Source organism: Rossellomorea aquimaris, from assembly GCF_003315075.1.
Taxonomy (GTDB): Bacteria; Bacillota; Bacilli; order Bacillales; family Bacillaceae_B; genus Rossellomorea; species Rossellomorea aquimaris_C.
Genome location: NZ_QNRJ01000019.1, coordinates 47340 through 62267, shown reverse-complemented (window position 1 = coordinate 62267; position 14928 = coordinate 47340). Strand labels below are relative to the sequence as shown.

The 14928-nt window shown below is 41.8% G+C and carries 22 protein-coding genes; 2 read left to right on the top strand and 20 right to left on the bottom strand.

The genetic code is table 11. The features are described from left to right. Positions 1 to 398: 398 nt before the first annotated feature. Complete coding sequence (locus DET59_RS17620) at positions 399 to 626, bottom strand: hypothetical protein (RefSeq protein WP_113970914.1); 228 nt, start codon at positions 624 to 626, stop codon at positions 399 to 401. 140 nt (positions 627 to 766) lie between these two features. Between DET59_RS17620 and pdaB the strand changes: the two genes are divergently transcribed. Continuing rightward, positions 767 to 1516 carry a polysaccharide deacetylase family sporulation protein PdaB gene (gene pdaB, locus DET59_RS17615; protein ID WP_113970913.1) on the top strand — a complete coding sequence of 250 codons (750 nt, stop codon included), beginning with the start codon at positions 767 to 769 and terminating at the stop codon, positions 1514 to 1516. Positions 1517 to 1563: 47 nt separating this feature from the next. Here the strand turns inward: pdaB and DET59_RS17610 are convergent, their stop codons facing one another. Then, positions 1564 to 2199, bottom strand: coding sequence for a KinB-signaling pathway activation protein (locus tag DET59_RS17610; protein ID WP_113970912.1), 636 nt, complete (start codon positions 2197 to 2199; stop codon positions 1564 to 1566). 149 nt (positions 2200 to 2348) lie between these two features. Between DET59_RS17610 and gerD the strand changes: the two genes are divergently transcribed. Next, positions 2349 to 2993 (top strand): spore germination lipoprotein GerD, encoded by a 645-nt coding sequence (gerD, locus tag DET59_RS17605; protein WP_113970911.1) that lies wholly within the window; start codon positions 2349 to 2351, stop codon positions 2991 to 2993. Between the two features lie 58 nt (positions 2994 to 3051). Here gerD and DET59_RS17600 read toward each other — a convergent pair whose 3' ends face one another. The 18 genes from DET59_RS17600 to DET59_RS17515 all read right to left on the bottom strand — a co-directional run bounded on the left by DET59_RS17600 (position 3052) and on the right by DET59_RS17515 (position 14921). Further along, a complete protein-coding gene (locus DET59_RS17600) occupies positions 3052 to 4101 on the bottom strand; it encodes a P-loop NTPase (RefSeq protein WP_113970910.1) in 1050 nt (349 codons plus the stop codon). A gap of 138 nt (positions 4102 to 4239) precedes the next feature. Beyond that, entirely contained in the window at positions 4240 to 4968 is a 729-nt protein-coding gene (gene cwlD, locus DET59_RS17595; RefSeq protein WP_113970909.1) for an N-acetylmuramoyl-L-alanine amidase CwlD, read from the bottom strand. 104 nt (positions 4969 to 5072) lie between these two features. Further along, a complete protein-coding gene (locus tag DET59_RS17590; protein ID WP_113970908.1) occupies positions 5073 to 5519 on the bottom strand; it encodes a DUF2521 family protein in 447 nt (148 codons plus the stop codon). Between the two features lie 182 nt (positions 5520 to 5701). Continuing rightward, a complete protein-coding gene (gene rpsI, locus DET59_RS17585; protein WP_113970907.1) occupies positions 5702 to 6094 on the bottom strand; it encodes a 30S ribosomal protein S9 in 393 nt (130 codons plus the stop codon). Positions 6095 to 6116: 22 nt separating this feature from the next. Then, entirely contained in the window at positions 6117 to 6554 is a 438-nt protein-coding gene (rplM, locus tag DET59_RS17580; RefSeq protein WP_113970906.1) for a 50S ribosomal protein L13, read from the bottom strand. Positions 6555 to 6966: 412 nt separating this feature from the next. After that, the gene (gene truA / locus DET59_RS17575; protein ID WP_113970905.1) at positions 6967 to 7719 is read right to left on the bottom strand and encodes a tRNA pseudouridine(38-40) synthase TruA; all 753 of its coding nucleotides are present in this window, start codon (positions 7717 to 7719) and stop codon (positions 6967 to 6969) included. 14 nt (positions 7720 to 7733) lie between these two features. Then, positions 7734 to 8531: an energy-coupling factor transporter transmembrane component T family protein gene (locus DET59_RS17570; protein WP_113970904.1), complete on the bottom strand. Its 798-nt coding sequence runs from the start codon at positions 8529 to 8531 to the stop codon at positions 7734 to 7736. Then, positions 8528 to 9397 carry an energy-coupling factor ABC transporter ATP-binding protein gene (locus DET59_RS17565; protein ID WP_113970903.1) on the bottom strand — a complete coding sequence of 290 codons (870 nt, stop codon included), beginning with the start codon at positions 9395 to 9397 and terminating at the stop codon, positions 8528 to 8530. The genes DET59_RS17570 and DET59_RS17565 overlap by 4 nt, the downstream gene beginning before the upstream one ends. Continuing rightward, entirely contained in the window at positions 9373 to 10209 is an 837-nt protein-coding gene (locus DET59_RS17560; RefSeq protein ID WP_113970902.1) for an energy-coupling factor ABC transporter ATP-binding protein, read from the bottom strand. The genes DET59_RS17565 and DET59_RS17560 overlap by 25 nt, the downstream gene beginning before the upstream one ends. Before the next feature lie 283 nt (positions 10210 to 10492). After that, complete coding sequence (rplQ, locus tag DET59_RS17555) at positions 10493 to 10855, bottom strand: 50S ribosomal protein L17 (protein ID WP_034765940.1); 363 nt, start codon at positions 10853 to 10855, stop codon at positions 10493 to 10495. Between the two features lie 46 nt (positions 10856 to 10901). Then, complete coding sequence (locus tag DET59_RS17550) at positions 10902 to 11846, bottom strand: DNA-directed RNA polymerase subunit alpha (RefSeq protein WP_034765941.1); 945 nt, start codon at positions 11844 to 11846, stop codon at positions 10902 to 10904. Positions 11847 to 12017: 171 nt separating this feature from the next. After that, positions 12018 to 12407 carry a 30S ribosomal protein S11 gene (gene rpsK / locus DET59_RS17545; protein WP_113970901.1) on the bottom strand — a complete coding sequence of 130 codons (390 nt, stop codon included), beginning with the start codon at positions 12405 to 12407 and terminating at the stop codon, positions 12018 to 12020. A gap of 25 nt (positions 12408 to 12432) precedes the next feature. Then, positions 12433 to 12798 (bottom strand): 30S ribosomal protein S13, encoded by a 366-nt coding sequence (gene rpsM / locus DET59_RS17540; RefSeq protein ID WP_034765943.1) that lies wholly within the window; start codon positions 12796 to 12798, stop codon positions 12433 to 12435. 24 nt (positions 12799 to 12822) lie between these two features. Then, positions 12823 to 12936, bottom strand: a complete 114-nt coding sequence (rpmJ, locus tag DET59_RS17535; protein WP_003156543.1) for a 50S ribosomal protein L36 — start codon at positions 12934 to 12936, stop codon at positions 12823 to 12825. Positions 12937 to 12974: 38 nt separating this feature from the next. After that, positions 12975 to 13193: a translation initiation factor IF-1 gene (gene infA / locus DET59_RS17530; protein ID WP_034765945.1), complete on the bottom strand. Its 219-nt coding sequence runs from the start codon at positions 13191 to 13193 to the stop codon at positions 12975 to 12977. Continuing rightward, positions 13186 to 13506 carry a KOW domain-containing RNA-binding protein gene (locus tag DET59_RS17525; RefSeq protein WP_113970915.1) on the bottom strand — a complete coding sequence of 107 codons (321 nt, stop codon included), beginning with the start codon at positions 13504 to 13506 and terminating at the stop codon, positions 13186 to 13188. Before DET59_RS17525 ends, infA begins: the two co-directional genes overlap by 8 nt. Before the next feature lie 18 nt (positions 13507 to 13524). Beyond that, a complete protein-coding gene (gene map / locus DET59_RS17520) occupies positions 13525 to 14271 on the bottom strand; it encodes a type I methionyl aminopeptidase (protein WP_113970900.1) in 747 nt (248 codons plus the stop codon). Beyond that, positions 14271 to 14921: an adenylate kinase gene (locus DET59_RS17515; protein WP_113970899.1), complete on the bottom strand. Its 651-nt coding sequence runs from the start codon at positions 14919 to 14921 to the stop codon at positions 14271 to 14273. The genes map and DET59_RS17515 overlap by 1 nt, the downstream gene beginning before the upstream one ends. Between the last annotated feature and the right edge of the window lie 7 nt (positions 14922 to 14928).

Here is a 14928-nt window from a genome sequence, read left to right as displayed (position 1 = left end):
CTCTCCGATAAAAGTTTGAATAGCTCTTTAAAAATAAATCTAGAATTAACGTTGACGTATTGTCTTGTTTTGTTCAGTTTTCAAGGTTCAATGTGCAATCGCTTCGTTTGGAGCGACTTTATTAATTTATCACATATACATATGTGATGTCAACTGTTTTTCGAAATTAATTATTGGTGTTTCTTCTAAATAATTCATTGCGTTTCAGCGACGTTTATTAATATACCAAGTTTATCGGGAGGGGTCAATACATTTCATGAACTTTTTTTAAAAAATTTTTCAAACACATTACCTCTTTTACACTCCCGCCTTTTCATTCAGTTAGCCGCTCCCTCCATTCCCTACTAGGGCATAAATAGTAAAGCTCCCGTTCGGATATGTACGGAAGCTGATTTTTATCAATATGTTTCTTTCTTGGCTGCCGTCTTCATATACTTGAGACATTCCTTATGACTGGCAAACCTTTTAAAGAGTGAAAATAAGATTTTGTACCGTTCATCCATTGCTCTCTTAACGATATGATCAATTCGAGAATCTTTTAGATCGAACAGTATTTCATCCATTTCTCTTTTTAGCAAATACTCTATTTCTTGTTTCTCTCTGTCATTAATCATTAACCCCAGCAAGTATGTCACCCCTTAATGTTTGTATTTGTAGTTTTTTCCATTAAAAGAAATTTATAATCATTTTTTTATAAGATAGATATTTTTTCCGGGGACATGCATATCTTTAGTAGAGATAGACGGTTGAACGGAGGGATGAAATATTGAATACGTTTCACACAGTTCATGCTAAGAAGTTAAAGCAAATCAGTCTGATTATCGTGATTTCATTTTTTACTGCCTTGTTTGTATATAGCAGTAACCTTTCGACTCTTTCTGTTTTTAGTACGAAGGATGGACCGAAAGCGATCTACAAAGGGGAAAAGGGAGTCGCGATTACATTCAACATTGGTTGGGGAGATGAAAAAGCGGGGCCGATCCTTGAAGAATTAAAGAGGATGAATGTCCAGTCCGCTACCTTCTTTCTTTCCGGAGCCTGGGCGGAGAGACACCCTGATTTAGTGGAGCAAATCGTGAAGCAGGGATATGAAATCGGAAATCTTGGCTATGCCTATTCCGATTATACGGATATGGAACCAAATAAGATCAAGCAGGACATTTTAAAAGCCGATACCGTTTTTAAGAAGCTGAATGTAAAAGATGTGAAGTTATTACGCGTGCCAACCGGTCATTTTGATAAAGAAACATTAAAGGTAGCCGACTCTCTTGGACTTACAGTGGTTCACTGGAGTGTAGACTCTAAAGATTGGACGAATCCTGGTGTAGATGAAATTATCAATAATGTGAAGATAGCCAAAAAAGGGGACATCATTCTCCTTCACGCATCGGATTCAGCTAAACAAACAAAATCCGCTTTACCTACCATCGTGAAGGAGTTGAAAGGAAAAGGGAACTTCATTACGGTTTCAGACATGATTTCAAACGGGGATGCCAAGTCTTCCCTCATACAGTAATAAAAGCCCGCTGATGAAAGGATCTCATCAGCGGGCTTTTATTTGTATTAACTCTTCGTTGGCTGCTTACGTTGTCTTTCCAATTGGGACTTCTCGATATATTTAGGAAGACGCAGAAGCTGGAATGCATTACATGCCAATAAAGCCAGCAGCATAAGGTACAGCCATTTAACGGAATTCACCAATAGGACCGGAAGCCACTCCAGTGTCGTTACCACAATCATAAAGAATAAGGCAGACACAAATGTGTTCGTCTTGGTTTCTGATTGCTGATTCTTCATGTAAGCTACGATTAAGCCAACGACCAGGATGCCGATCCCCAGAAAAATATAAGGCGTATACGACTCGCCTTCCTCAGCGAAAGCCCTGAATCGGAAGTAGATTAAATCAAACAGGACAAGAGCAATCAGGACCACTTGAACGGGATTCCATAAGCCCTTAAACATTCCCATCCCGAATTGATGGATGGTCAAATAAGCGAAGTACCCCATCTGACTGATTACACTAAATGTGAAACCTACAAATATAAACCAAAGTAGACTTGATAATATGCCAATCACGTTTCCGTCTTGAATGTATGGGCCGAACTGATCCCATCTAATGAGAAGTGCGGCGATGGCAGTCACGGCTCCACCGATCACTAACGTATGAATGAAAAAACGAATCCAATTGCGGATGGTCACTTCTATTTTCCTCCAAATAAAAAAATATACACTCTTTTGATTGTACCAACGCCACTGTAAAAAATCCAGGTTCCAATTTTCCTTGTGCATATTTTTTTCGTTATTTCTCATATTAAGGGTAAGGGAATTTGTATGGAAGGAGCCTACCCATGAAAAGATATTCCTTTCTTTTTCTACTGACGATTTTTCTTCTATCCGCTTGTGGCGGTGGTGGGGATACAGGCAGTGGCAAAATGGATTATGAAGAAACCAAGAAAATGGTTGTCGATATATTAAAGACAGATGATGGTAAAAAAGCGATTCAGGAAGTCATGTCTGATGAAAAAATGAAATCAGAGCTTATTATGGACCAAGGGGTTGTGACAGATACGATTTCAAAGACGTTGACCTCTGAAAAAGGAACTGAATTCTGGAAGAAATCCTTCGAAGACCCTAAGTTTGCCGAAGCGATGGCGAAAAGCATGAAGGATGGAAATGAAAAATTGCTCAAAGACCTCATGAAGGATCCTGAGTATCAAAAAATGATGATGGATCTGTTTAAGGACCCTGAATTCAAGAAGGAACTGACTGAAGCATTAAAAAGCCAAGAATATAGGGAGCATCTGCAAAAAGTCATTACGGAAACATTTGAAAGCCCTCTGTTCAAGGCTAAACTTCAGGATGTATTGTTGAAGGCTGCCGGAGAAATGAAAGACGGCGGTAAAAGTGGAGGTGGAGGTCAAGAATCCTCTTCCGGGGGACAAGGCGGATCTGAAGATACTGGTGGTACAGGCAGTGGCGGCGGAAGCCAATAAGATTTAAAAAGGACAAATGCGTGGAGATTCCAACGCATTTGTCCTTTTATACATTTCATTAAGAGAGTTTTTCAATCACTTTATGAGCGATGTCACCATAGATCTGCCCTAAACGGTGGTCCTCTGCGTAAATGGAAGGAGCAAAATCCTCTTCGTTCCAATCAGGCTGTTGAAGGGGAAGCTTGCCTAATAAATCGGTACGGAGTTCTTCCGTCAGCTTCTCTCCTCCACCTTGACCGAATACGAATTCTTTTTCGCCTGTTAATTTACTTTCGAAATAGGACATGTTCTCAACCACACCGAGAATGTCATGATCGGTTTGCAGGGCCATGGCGCCAGCTCGAGCCGCTACGAATGCTGCTGTTGGATGCGGCGTCGTTACGATGATCTCCTTACAATGTGGAAGCATCGTGTGAAGATCAAGGGCAACGTCTCCTGTTCCCGGCGGCAGGTCCAATAGCAAATAGTCCAGCTCTCCCCACTCTACTTCTGAGAAGAAATTATTCAGCATTTTCCCGAGCATCGGCCCTCTCCAAATAACAGGGGCATTGTCTTCAACAAAGAAGCCCATAGAGATGACTTTTACACCGAAACGTTCTACCGGAATAATTCTTTCTCCCCGAACAACCGGTCGTTTCACGATTCCCATCATATCCGGAACACTGAACCCGTAAATATCTGCATCCACGAGCCCGACTTTTTTGCCTTGACGGGCCAACGACACAGCTAAGTTAACAGATACCGTCGACTTTCCTACTCCACCTTTACCGCTGGCAATCGCAATAAAGGTTGTTTTACTTGCAGGTGACAAAAGATCCGTTCCTTGTCCAGCGGATCCTCTATGCTTTTCAAGCTCTTCCTGTGGAAGCTCCGTGAACCGGATCCCGACAGATTCCGCTCCGTTATCCTTTAAGACTTGGACGATCTTTTGTTGGAATTGCATTTGTTCCCCAGTACCTGTCTTGGCAATGGCGATTTTCACACTTACATGCTTCTTTTCTTCCTTAATTGAAATTTCTGCGATACCATTTGTTTCTTCTAACGTTTTATTTAAAAAAGGATCTTTTAATCCAAATAAAAGTTCGCGTGTCTGTTGTTCAGTTAACATGAATAACCACCCTTTTCTATGTATTCGTTTTCAACCAATCTGCTTTCAGTATAACATATTCTCAGTTGAATGAATGATCAAAAGGTTTTGAATGCTTTTGTTGAATAATAAAATGATTCACTAAAAAAAGCTGAGAGGTTATTCCTCGTCAGCCTTTTCTTCGTCTTCATCTTCCATTGTTAAATAATCGAGAACTCCCTGATATACAGAGGCAGCGATTTTTTGCTGGTAGTCTTCTTTAAGTAAGTTAGCCCGCTCGCCCGGATTGGATAAAAATCCGATTTCCACTAAGGCTCCTGACTTTTTGGCGTGTTTTAAGATATACACATTTTGAATGCCCTTCGCTTCACGTGTGGTGTTTTCTAAATTACGTGTAAGCTCTCCTTGAATGGCTTTTGCAAGGGCTTTATTTTCTTTATACTTTGGATTATAGAATGTTTGGGCACCGCTCCACTTAGCAGATGGAATGGAGTTCAGATGGATACTTAAAAATAAGTCTGCTTCAGAATCATTGATTAAGCTTAGCCTCTTCTTTAAATCCCCCACTTTCCGGCGGCTGTATCCTTTGGTTCCTTCATCGGCAAGATCTTCGTCTTTTTCACGTGTCAGGATCACGAGAGCCCCTTGTTCCTGGAGATAATCCCTTATCATCAGAGACACATTTAAAGCGATGTCCTTTTCGAGGGCATTCTGATCACCAGCCCCACCGTCCGGCCCGCCATGTCCGGGATCTATATAGATGATTTTACCTGATAAGGGGAGATTCCAGGAATCCCACGTATCCTTGTCCAGAATCTTATATTGAATAATGAATAATAATATCGCCAGTGCAGAAATCATCCCGATAATCTTTAGTTTCTGAATCATTCCAGTCCTCCCATTTCAGTTTCAACCCGGAGTAAAACCTTTTTATAGCTCCGCTGTCCTTACTAAAAAATATGGGACGAGAATGATTTTTAGAACTGAAATGATTAATTCAAACGCAGTTTATGACGCTTGATCCCCTTTTCATAGCCTTCTGACCACCATGTTTCCACAAAGTGCTCGCAGCAGAAATAAAAGGATTCATCCACTTGATTAGAGACGCCCATCTCTGACCAATACAACCAAAAATTATAAAGGGTATCAATAAAGTGTTTTAATTCTTCCTCGCACCGCTTTTTCACGAGGTCGGAGGATTCGCCCGTATAACCAAACTTGCTGACCTTCCCACCGAGCAGATAGGCTTCAATGGCCACATCAAAGCATGCCTCATCAAAGCCCTGCTGCATAAATACGCCGCCTTGAACCTTTATATATCCAAAATGCTTCCGGACACTCTCCTGAAGCATTTTAATCGAAATCTCTTTCAGCAATGTTCTTTCCGTCTTAATTTGCTTTTCTCTTCTCTTTGTATTGAAAGTTGTAATAACGTTCAAAAGTCATCCACCCCTTTGAACGTATTTTCCTACTTAACACACCACTTCATTCGAGTAACTGTTACCAATTTTCTTGAGGGACGGACCTTCTGTTTCACGCGAAACAGAAGGTCCGTCCCTCTCCCACATAACAAAAAAAGCCCAACCGAATGAATCGGTTGAGCTTTTGTTTGAAATAATAATTAACGCTTAGAGAATTGTGGCGCGCGACGTGCACCTTTAAGACCGTATTTTTTACGCTCTTTCATACGAGAGTCACGAGTTAATAATCCAGCGCGTTTTAGAGATCCACGGTACTCAGGGTCTGCTTGTAGTAAAGCACGAGCGATTCCGTGACGGATCGCACCAGCTTGACCAGAATAGCCTCCACCATGAACGTTTACTAAAACATCATAGTTACCAAGAGTTTCAGTTGCAACTAGTGGTTGCTTAATTACTTCTCTTAGTGCTGCGAATGGGATATATACTTCTACTTCACGATCATTGATAACAATGTTTCCGTTACCTGGTACTAAACGTACACGAGCTACTGAGCTCTTACGACGACCAGTTCCGTAATATTGAACTTGAGCCAAGATAATAACCTCCTCTTATTAATTATCCACGAAGTTCGTAAACTTCAGGTTGTTGTGCTTGATGCTTATGCTCTGCTCCAGCATATACATGTAATTTCTTGAACATTTGACGACCTAGAGAACCTTTTGGAAGCATACCTTTGATAGTAAGCTCTAACATTTTCTCTGAGTAGTTTGTACGCATTTCTAATGCTGTACGTTGTTTTAAACCACCTGGGTGATTAGTGTGACGGTAGTAGATCTTATCCGTTAACTTTTTACCAGTTAGTTCAATTTTTGAAGCATTAAGAATGATTACATGATCACCAGTGTCAACATGTGGTGTGAATGTTGGTTTGTGTTTTCCGCGTAGAATTGAAGCGACTTCACTAGCTAAACGTCCTAGAGTTTTGCCTTCAGCATCTACAACGAACCATTTACGATCGATTTCGTTGGCTTTTGCCATATACGTTGTACGCATGATTTAACCTCCTATTTAATGAATCCGTAGTATTTATTTTCTAATCACAATAAGTTTCCGGGGCTTATCGTGGGGTTAATAACATACCATATGCTATATTATCTTGTTCCCAGACTATTGTCAAGAGAATGTTACACCAGGATTAGTTGTTTTAGAATTTTTTTTGAAACTTGATTATCATCTTTATTTAACCAATTCATTTTATGGTTACGAGAAGATATGTCAATACCTAAATAGTAGTGGTTGATTTCCGCTCCAGGTGCTCGCTTTCCGCGGGGCGGGCGGTGAGCCTCCTCGGCTTCGCCTGTGGGGTCTCACCTGTCCCGCTATTCCCGCAGGAGTCGAGCACCTTCCGCTCCAATCAACTTCAAGGGTGCTAATATAAACTATCTTTCAGAATGTTAAACACCCACTAATTCTGATTACAACCATAATCAACCTTCCACAGATATAACCCATGGGGTGGCGCTGTCTTCCCTGCCCTATTGCGATCCCTTGCTTCCAGTATTTCATGGATCTTCTCTACCGGTAAATCCCCGGAACCTACTTCTAATAAGGTACCAACCAGTATCCTCACCATATTGTATAAAAATCCATTCCCTACAAAAGAAAAAACGATTTCTTCTTCATGTTCTTGAATGTCAATATGGTGAATCGTTCTTACTTTATCTTCTACTTCCGTCTTAGCCGAACAAAAGCTCGTGAAGTCGTGCTCTCCGATTAGGTGTCGTGCAGCATGCTCCATATCCGTCACAGATAAAGTGTAGGGATAGTGAAGGGAGAAGTGACGGTTAAACGGGCTTCTCGACTCTCCCGTATATACACGGTAGCGATATTCCTTCTGTACGACAGAGAACCTTGAGTGGAAATCAGTTAGAACAAACTCAGCTTCTTTAACGGTTACTTCATCCGGTAAGCGTGTATTCAGCACGACCGGCCATTTCTCTTCAGGGATGGACAAGGGTGTATCAAAATGAAAAACCTGACCGTTCGCATGAACACCAGCATCGGTCCGACCCGACCCACTGATCCGGATTCTTTCCCCTTTATGGATCGTGGACAGAATATCTTCTATGAGCCCCTGGACGGTTCGCTGATTGGGTTGTACCTGATAACCATGAAAATAGGTGCCATCATAAGCGATGGTACACTTCACTCTCTGCATACACGACACCCCCGTTATCCTCTAAAAATAATCAATATAACTGTTAGAAAGGCCAGTACCACTAACGCCCCTGTATCCTTCTTGTGCCAGGATAACAGCCGGTATTTCGTCCTGCCTTCTCCACCTTGATACCCTCTTGCTTCCATGGCTGTTGCCAGGTCCTCTGCACGTTTAAAGGCACTGACGAAAAGAGGAATCAGTAAAGGGATGATGGCTTTGATCCGATCTTTGATAGGACCGGAAGAAAACTCAGCTCCCCTTGCAATTTGTGCCTTCATGATTTTATCCGTTTCCTCCATCAAAGTCGGAATGAACCGTAAGGAAATCGACATCATAAGAGCCAGCTCATGAACGGGAAACTTCACTTTTTTCAGTGGGTTCAAAAGCGTCTCGAGACCGTCCGTAATCGTAATGGGGGAGGTCGTCAGCGTTAATAAAGACGTGACGAGAATCAGATAAAAGAATCGTAAAGAAATAAAGATCCCCTGCCTTAACCCCTCTTCATGAACAGATAATACGCCTAAGTCCAGGATGACGGGGCCTTCCTTGGTGAAGAACACGTGTAAAAAGAACGTAAACAGAATCAACCATAGGATAGGCTTCAATCCGCCGATAATAAAACGCAAGGAAAGATTGGAAAGAATGAGTGCGCCAAACGTAAAAAGACCGAGCAATCCATACGTAACAAAATTATTTGCGAGAAAGACGACACATATAAATCCAAAGATAAATAATAGTTTTGCCCTCGGATCCATCTGATGAAGGATGGATTTAGCAGGTACGTAGCGACCAAAGATCATTTTCTCCATCATAGGACTTCACCTCCGTCACTGACTGTACGGATGGCTGAAGCTAATTCTTCTATCGTTAAACAGGTTTTCGGTAGCTTCATTCCTGATTTGTGTTCAAATTGATATTGAAAACGAACGACGTCGGGCACGTCCAATCCCATCTCAAACAGTTCATCCGCCGAAGAGAATATCTCCTCAGGACTTCCTTTTCTCTTAAGACGGCCTTTCTGCATGATCACAATCTCTTCTGCATAATGAGCAGCGTCTTCCATGCTATGGGTGACGAGAATGGTCGTCAGTCCTTTTTCTTTATGAAGCTCATAAAACATGTCCATGATTTCACGTTGACCCCTTGGATCGAGTCCAGCAGTAGGTTCATCGAGGACAATGACCTCAGGATTCATTGCAAGTACACCCGCAATGGCCACACGTCTCATTTGTCCCCCTGATAAATCAAAAGGGGATTTATGAAGTACTTCTTCTGAAAGTCCAACCTTTACGATCAGTTCCTTGGCTCTTCTTATCGCATCTTCTTCGGATACTCCAAAGTTCATTGGTCCGTAACAGATGTCTTTAAGTACGGTTTCTTCAAACAGCTGATGCTCGGGAAATTGAAAGACGATGCCTACCTTCTGTCTGACCGGCTTTAAGCTTTTTGCCTTTTGTTTGGCTTTTATTTGATGCTCTCCAACTTGTACGAGGCCCTCCGTTGGCTTTAACAGTCCATTTAAATGCTGCAGGAGTGTTGATTTCCCTGAACCGGTGTGACCAATCACTGCGAGGAACTGACCTGTCGGGATGGAAAGATTGATATCTTGCAGGGCAAGCTTTTCGAATGGAGTGTTGAATGAATACCGGTATTCTACCTGTTGAAATGTGATTTGCATAATTCATCCACCAACTCTTCTTCTGTAAAATAGGTTTTAGACAAGGGTATCCCTGCCTCTTTAAGGGCTCCAGCAAGCTTTATTGTAAAAGGAGAGTCAAGGCCCAGCTTGATTAACTCGTCCTCTAATAAGAAAATTTCTTCCGGGGTTCCTTCCTTAAAGACCATGCCTTGATTCAATACAATCATTCGATCGGCTTTTGTCGCTTCTTCCAGGTCGTGGGTGATGGAAATCACCGTCAGGTTTTCTTCCTCTTTCAGCTTGCGTACTGTTTCAAGAACTTCTTTTCTTCCTTTCGGATCAAGCATCGATGTCGCTTCATCTAAAATGATGATCGATGGCTGAAGGGCTACGACCCCGGCAATCGCTACTCGCTGCTTTTGACCCCCTGATAAATGGTGCGGCTCTTGATTAAGAAAATCTTCCATATGGACACTTTTTAAAGCATCATTGACTCGCTGTACCATCGATTCATAAGGTACCCCATGGTTTTCTAACCCAAAAGCCACATCATCTTCTACTGTAGCACCAACAAATTGATTATCGGGATTCTGAAAAACCATACCCAGCTTTGAACGGATGTCCCAAATAGAGCTCTCCTCAAGAACGATCCCGTCCACCGTTACCCTCCCCTTCTCGGGAAAATGAAGCCCATTCAACATTTTGGCAAGAGTCGACTTACCGGATCCGTTATGACCTACAATCGCTAACCATTCACCTTGATTGACAGTCAGACTAATGCCTTCAAGGGCGAAGGAATTCTGATCAGGGTATCTGAAATGAACATCGTCTACTTTAATGATTTCCTTCAATTTCTGTAACCTCCTCTACGCTATCCATACTCAACTCTGCTCAAAAAAACTCTGCATATAAAAAAAAGCCTGCACCCCGACCAAAGAAAAGAGATCTTTTCTTGTTCAACCACTGAACAGCTTCTATGAAAATAGAAGTTGGAAGGGATGCACGAGCTAGACGAGTCAGCCGGAGCTGCTCATCGTAACGCTCTGCTTTTCATCAACATGCACTTATACAAAAAGGGCAAAGAAGCAGTTAAGGATTAACTGTCCTGCCCTTAATGTTAGAAGTCACGAATTATTAAACTAATTCGATGATTGCCATTGGAGCACCGTCACCACGGCGAGGACCAACCTTCATAATGCGAGTATATCCGCCTTGACGCTCTGTGTAACGAGGAGCGATGTCAGAGAATAACTTTTGTAAAGCATCTTGGTTGTTTTCAGCGTTTGCAACTTCTTTACGAATGAATGCACCAGCTTGACGACGCGCGTGAATGTCACCACGTTTACCTAAAGTGATCATTTTTTCCACAACAGAACGAAGCTCTTTCGCACGAGTTTCAGTTGTTTCGATGCGCTCGTTAATGATTAGGTCTGTAGCTAAATCACGTAGCATTGCTTTACGTTGAGCACTGGTACGTCCTAACTTTCTGTAAGCCATTAAGGGTTCCCTCCTTTGTTGAATCTATATATGGAAGAAGATGTTATCAGTCGTCTTTACGTAAGCCAAGTCCAAGGTCTTCAAGTTTAACTTTAACCTCTTCAAGTGATTTACGTCCTAAGTTACGCACTTTCATCATATCTTCTTCTGTCTTGTTAGCAAGCTCTTGAACAGTATTGATTCCAGCACGCTTCAGGCAGTTATAAGAACGAACAGAAAGATCTAATTCTTCGATCGTCATCTCAAGAACTTTCTCTTTTTGGTCTTCTTCTTTTTCTACCATGATTTCAGCATTCTGCGCTTCATCTGTAAGGCCAACGAAAATATTTAAGTGTTCTGTTAGAATCTTAGCACCTAAAGAAATCGCTTCTTTTGGTCCAATACTTCCATCAGTCCATACATCAAGAGAAAGTTTATCGTAGTTCGTCATTTGACCAACACGAGTATTTTCTATTTGATAGTTAACGCGTGAAACTGGAGTGTAAATAGAATCGATTGGGATCACGCCAATAGGAAGATCCTCACGTTTGTTCTGATCTGCTGGTCTGTATCCACGTCCACGTGATGCGCTTAAACGCACACGGAAGTGTCCACTCTTAGATAATGTTGCGATGTGTAAATCAGGATTTAACACTTCCACATCACTATCATGAGTAATATCAGCAGCCGTTACAACTCCTTCGCCCTGTACATCAATTTCCAGCGTTTTCTCTTCATCAGAGTAGATCTTCAACGCTAGCTTCTTGATATTCAAAATGATGGATGTGACATCCTCTACGACGCCTTCAATTGTTGAAAACTCATGCAGTACTCCATCTATTTGAATAGATGTGACAGCAGCACCTGGGAGTGACGATAGTAGGATACGACGTAAGGAGTTACCCAAAGTTGTACCATATCCACGCTCAAGTGGTTCTACGACGAACTTTCCATATGTGGCATCATCGCTGATCTCAACCGTTTCAATTTTTGGCTTTTCAATTTCGATCATTAATATTTACCCTCCTTCAAAACGTCGAAACTCCGGGCTAAATAAGTTAAAGTCCGAAATTCCCCATGTTTACGTTCCCTATTGTGCACCAACAACTGGTTACTTTTCTGAATGAACGTATCTTGTATCATATCCCATTATAGACAACGATACAAAATTTATACAGAAAAATTAAACGCGGCGACGTTTTGGTGGACGGCATCCATTATGAGGAACTGGAGTAACGTCTCTGATTGCAGTAACTTCTAGACCTGCTGCTTGAAGAGCACGGATAGCTGCTTCACGACCAGCACCAGGACCTTTAACTGTTACTTCAAGAGTTTTTAAACCATGATCTTGAGAAGCTTTTGCTGCAGTTTCAGCTGCCATTTGCGCTGCGAATGGAGTGGATTTACGAGAACCTCTGAATCCTAGTGAACCTGCACTTGACCAAGCAATAGCATTTCCGTGAACATCAGTAATAGTTACGATTGTGTTATTGAATGTAGAACGAATGTGTGCAATACCAGCTTCGATATTCTTTTTCACACGACGTTTACGAGTGTTTGTTTTACGTGCCATACTAAGAAGTAACCTCCTTTACCTATTATTTTTTCTTGTTAGCTACAGTCTTACGAGGACCTTTACGTGTACGAGCATTGTTCTTCGTATGTTGTCCACGAACAGGTAGTCCACGACGGTGACGAAGACCGCGGTATGAACCGATTTCCATAAGACGTTTGATGTTTAGTGATACTTCACGACGAAGATCACCTTCTACTTTTAATTTATCAACGATATCACGAATCTTTCCTAGTTCGTCGTCAGTAAGATCGCGAACGCGAGTATCCTCAGATACACCAGCTTCAGATAAGATTTTCGCTGCAGTATTTTTACCAATACCGTAGATGTATGTTAATGAAATGACAACACGTTTGTCACGTGGAATGTCTACACCAGCAATACGTGCCATAGTGATAGCGCACCTCCTTTAAGATTAGCCTTGTTTTTGTTTGTGTTTAGGGTTTTCACAGATAACCATGACTTTACCTTTTCTACGAATAACTTTACATTTTTCGCAGATTGGCTTAACAGATGGTCTAACTTTCATCTTATTCTAACCTCCTTAATAGTACGGAGTGCAATAGATTATTTATAACGATAAGTGATTCTACCACGAGTTAAGTCATACGGTGATAATTCTACTGTTACCTTGTCACCAGGTAGGATACGAATGAAATGCATACGGATCTTTCCTGAAACATGCGCCAGTACTGTATGACCATTTTCTAATTCTACCTTAAACATCGCATTGGGCAAAGTCTCAGCGACCTTACCTTCAACTTCAATTACATCATCCTTAGCCATCGAACATGTCTCCCTTCTTCTCATCATTTAAAACTTCGTTAACAAACTTTGAAACAGCATAACGCAGTTTACCGTTCGTAACTCTTCCTGTTTCTATAATACTGTTTTGAACTTCTGGAGAAACATAGTCACACAAGTGAAGATGAGCGATGTTCTTTCGCTTGGCGCGATCAAACTTTCTTCGATCTCCATCTGCTATGAGTACAAAACGTTCATCCAATTGCTGAACAACGACCGAGTAGCTTCCTGTTTCTCTCCCTTTAAGGGTTTGAACAATCTGGCCGATCCCCGGAATCGTCGAATCTGAGTCGATCAATCCAATCACCTTCACTTAGGCTTTCGTCAATATCTCATAGCCGCCTTCAGTAATTGCAATGGTGTGTTCAAAGTGCGCACACATTTTATCATCTACTGTGACGACTGTCCAGTTATCTGATAACGTTCTAACATATCGACTTCCTGCATTAACCATTGGTTCAATAGCCAGTACCATGCCAGGCTTTAAACGAGGACCTTTGTTGGGTGGTCCATAATGAGGAATTTGCGGGTCCTCATGTAAGTCTTGACCAACTCCGTGCCCCACATACTCTCGAACGATAGAAAAGCCATTAGCCTCAACAAATGTTTGTATACTATGAGAGATATTCGACAGACGCTCGCCTGGTTTAGCTTCCTTAAGTCCCAGAAATAATGACTCTTCCGTAACATCCAGAAGCTTCTGGGTTTCATCATCTATTGTTCCAACTGGATATGTCCAAGCGGAGTCACCGTGATAACCGTTATATTTAGCACCGATATCGATGCTGATTATATCGCCATCCTTTAAAACCCGATCGCCTGGAATTCCATGAACCAACTCATTGTTGACGGAAGCACAGATGCTGCCACGAAACCCATTATACCCTTTAAAAGATGGAATTGCATCATGTTTACGAATGAATTTTTCAGCAATTGCATCCAATTCCTTCGTCGATATTCCCGGAGAAATATGCTTTTGCAATTCCGCATGAGTTAATGCCACAATCTTTCCAGCTTGCCGCATAATCTCAATCTCTCTCGGAGTTTTAGAAATGATCATTATGAAAGGCCTCCAAGTAGTTCATCAATGTCATCAAACACTCTATGGATGTCTTGTTGACCGTCAATGTTTTTCAGATAGCCTTTGTCTTCGTAGTAAGCCAATAGTGGTTGAGTTTGCTTGATGTTTACGTCTAAACGGTTTTGAACCGTTTCTTCGTTATCATCTGCGCGTTGATATAACTCTCCGCCGCAGCGATCACAAACGCCCTCTTCTGTTGGCGGATTAAAGACAAGATGATAAGTAGCGCCGCACTCTTTACAGATCCTGCGACCTGTCAAGCGCTCCATCAGGATGTCCTTATCTACATTTATATTAATGACATAATTCATTTTTTTACCAAGATCAGCCAGGATGTTTTCAAGTGCTTCTGCCTGAGCAACCGTTCTTGGAAACCCATCCAGTAAGAAGCCTTTTTCACAGTCCTCTTTGCTTAAACGTTCACGAACGATACCGATTGTTACTTCATCAGGAACAAGATCGCCATTATCCATGAATGATTTAGCCTTCAAGCCTAGTTCAGTACCGCCTTTAATAGCTGCACGGAACATATCGCCAGTAGATATATGGGGGATACCATATTTATCTACGATCTTTTCTGCTTGAGTGCCTTTTCCTGCGCCTGGTAAGCCCATAAGAACTATATTCACTCTCGAA

Bases quoted from the DNA above. Each gene is read 5' to 3' on its own strand.
- gerD (WP_113970911.1), top strand. From the start codon at position 2,349: ATGAAAAGATATTCCTTTCTTTTTCTACTGACGATTTTTCTTCTATCC.
- DET59_RS17600 (WP_113970910.1), bottom strand. From the start codon at position 4,101: ATGTTAACTGAACAACAGACACGCGAACTTTTATTTGGATTAAAAGAT.
- cwlD (WP_113970909.1), bottom strand. From the start codon at position 4,968: ATGATTCAGAAACTAAAGATTATCGGGATGATTTCTGCACTGGCGATA.
- rplM (WP_113970906.1), bottom strand. From the start codon at position 6,554: ATGCGTACAACGTATATGGCAAAAGCCAACGAAATCGATCGTAAATGG.
- truA (WP_113970905.1), bottom strand. From the start codon at position 7,719: ATGCAGAGAGTGAAGTGTACCATCGCTTATGATGGCACCTATTTTCAT.
- DET59_RS17570 (WP_113970904.1), bottom strand. From the start codon at position 8,531: ATGATGGAGAAAATGATCTTTGGTCGCTACGTACCTGCTAAATCCATC.
- DET59_RS17565 (WP_113970903.1), bottom strand. From the start codon at position 9,397: ATGCAAATCACATTTCAACAGGTAGAATACCGGTATTCATTCAACACT.
- rplQ (WP_034765940.1), bottom strand. From the start codon at position 10,855: ATGGCTTACAGAAAGTTAGGACGTACCAGTGCTCAACGTAAAGCAATG.
- DET59_RS17550 (WP_034765941.1), bottom strand. From the start codon at position 11,846: ATGATCGAAATTGAAAAGCCAAAAATTGAAACGGTTGAGATCAGCGAT.
- rpsK (WP_113970901.1), bottom strand. From the start codon at position 12,407: ATGGCACGTAAAACAAACACTCGTAAACGTCGTGTGAAAAAGAATATC.
- rpsM (WP_034765943.1), bottom strand. From the start codon at position 12,798: ATGGCACGTATTGCTGGTGTAGACATTCCACGTGACAAACGTGTTGTC.
- rpmJ (WP_003156543.1), bottom strand. From the start codon at position 12,936: ATGAAAGTTAGACCATCTGTTAAGCCAATCTGCGAAAAATGTAAAGTT.
- infA (WP_034765945.1), bottom strand. From the start codon at position 13,193: ATGGCTAAGGATGATGTAATTGAAGTTGAAGGTAAGGTCGCTGAGACT.
- map (WP_113970900.1), bottom strand. From the start codon at position 14,271: ATGATCATTTCTAAAACTCCGAGAGAGATTGAGATTATGCGGCAAGCT.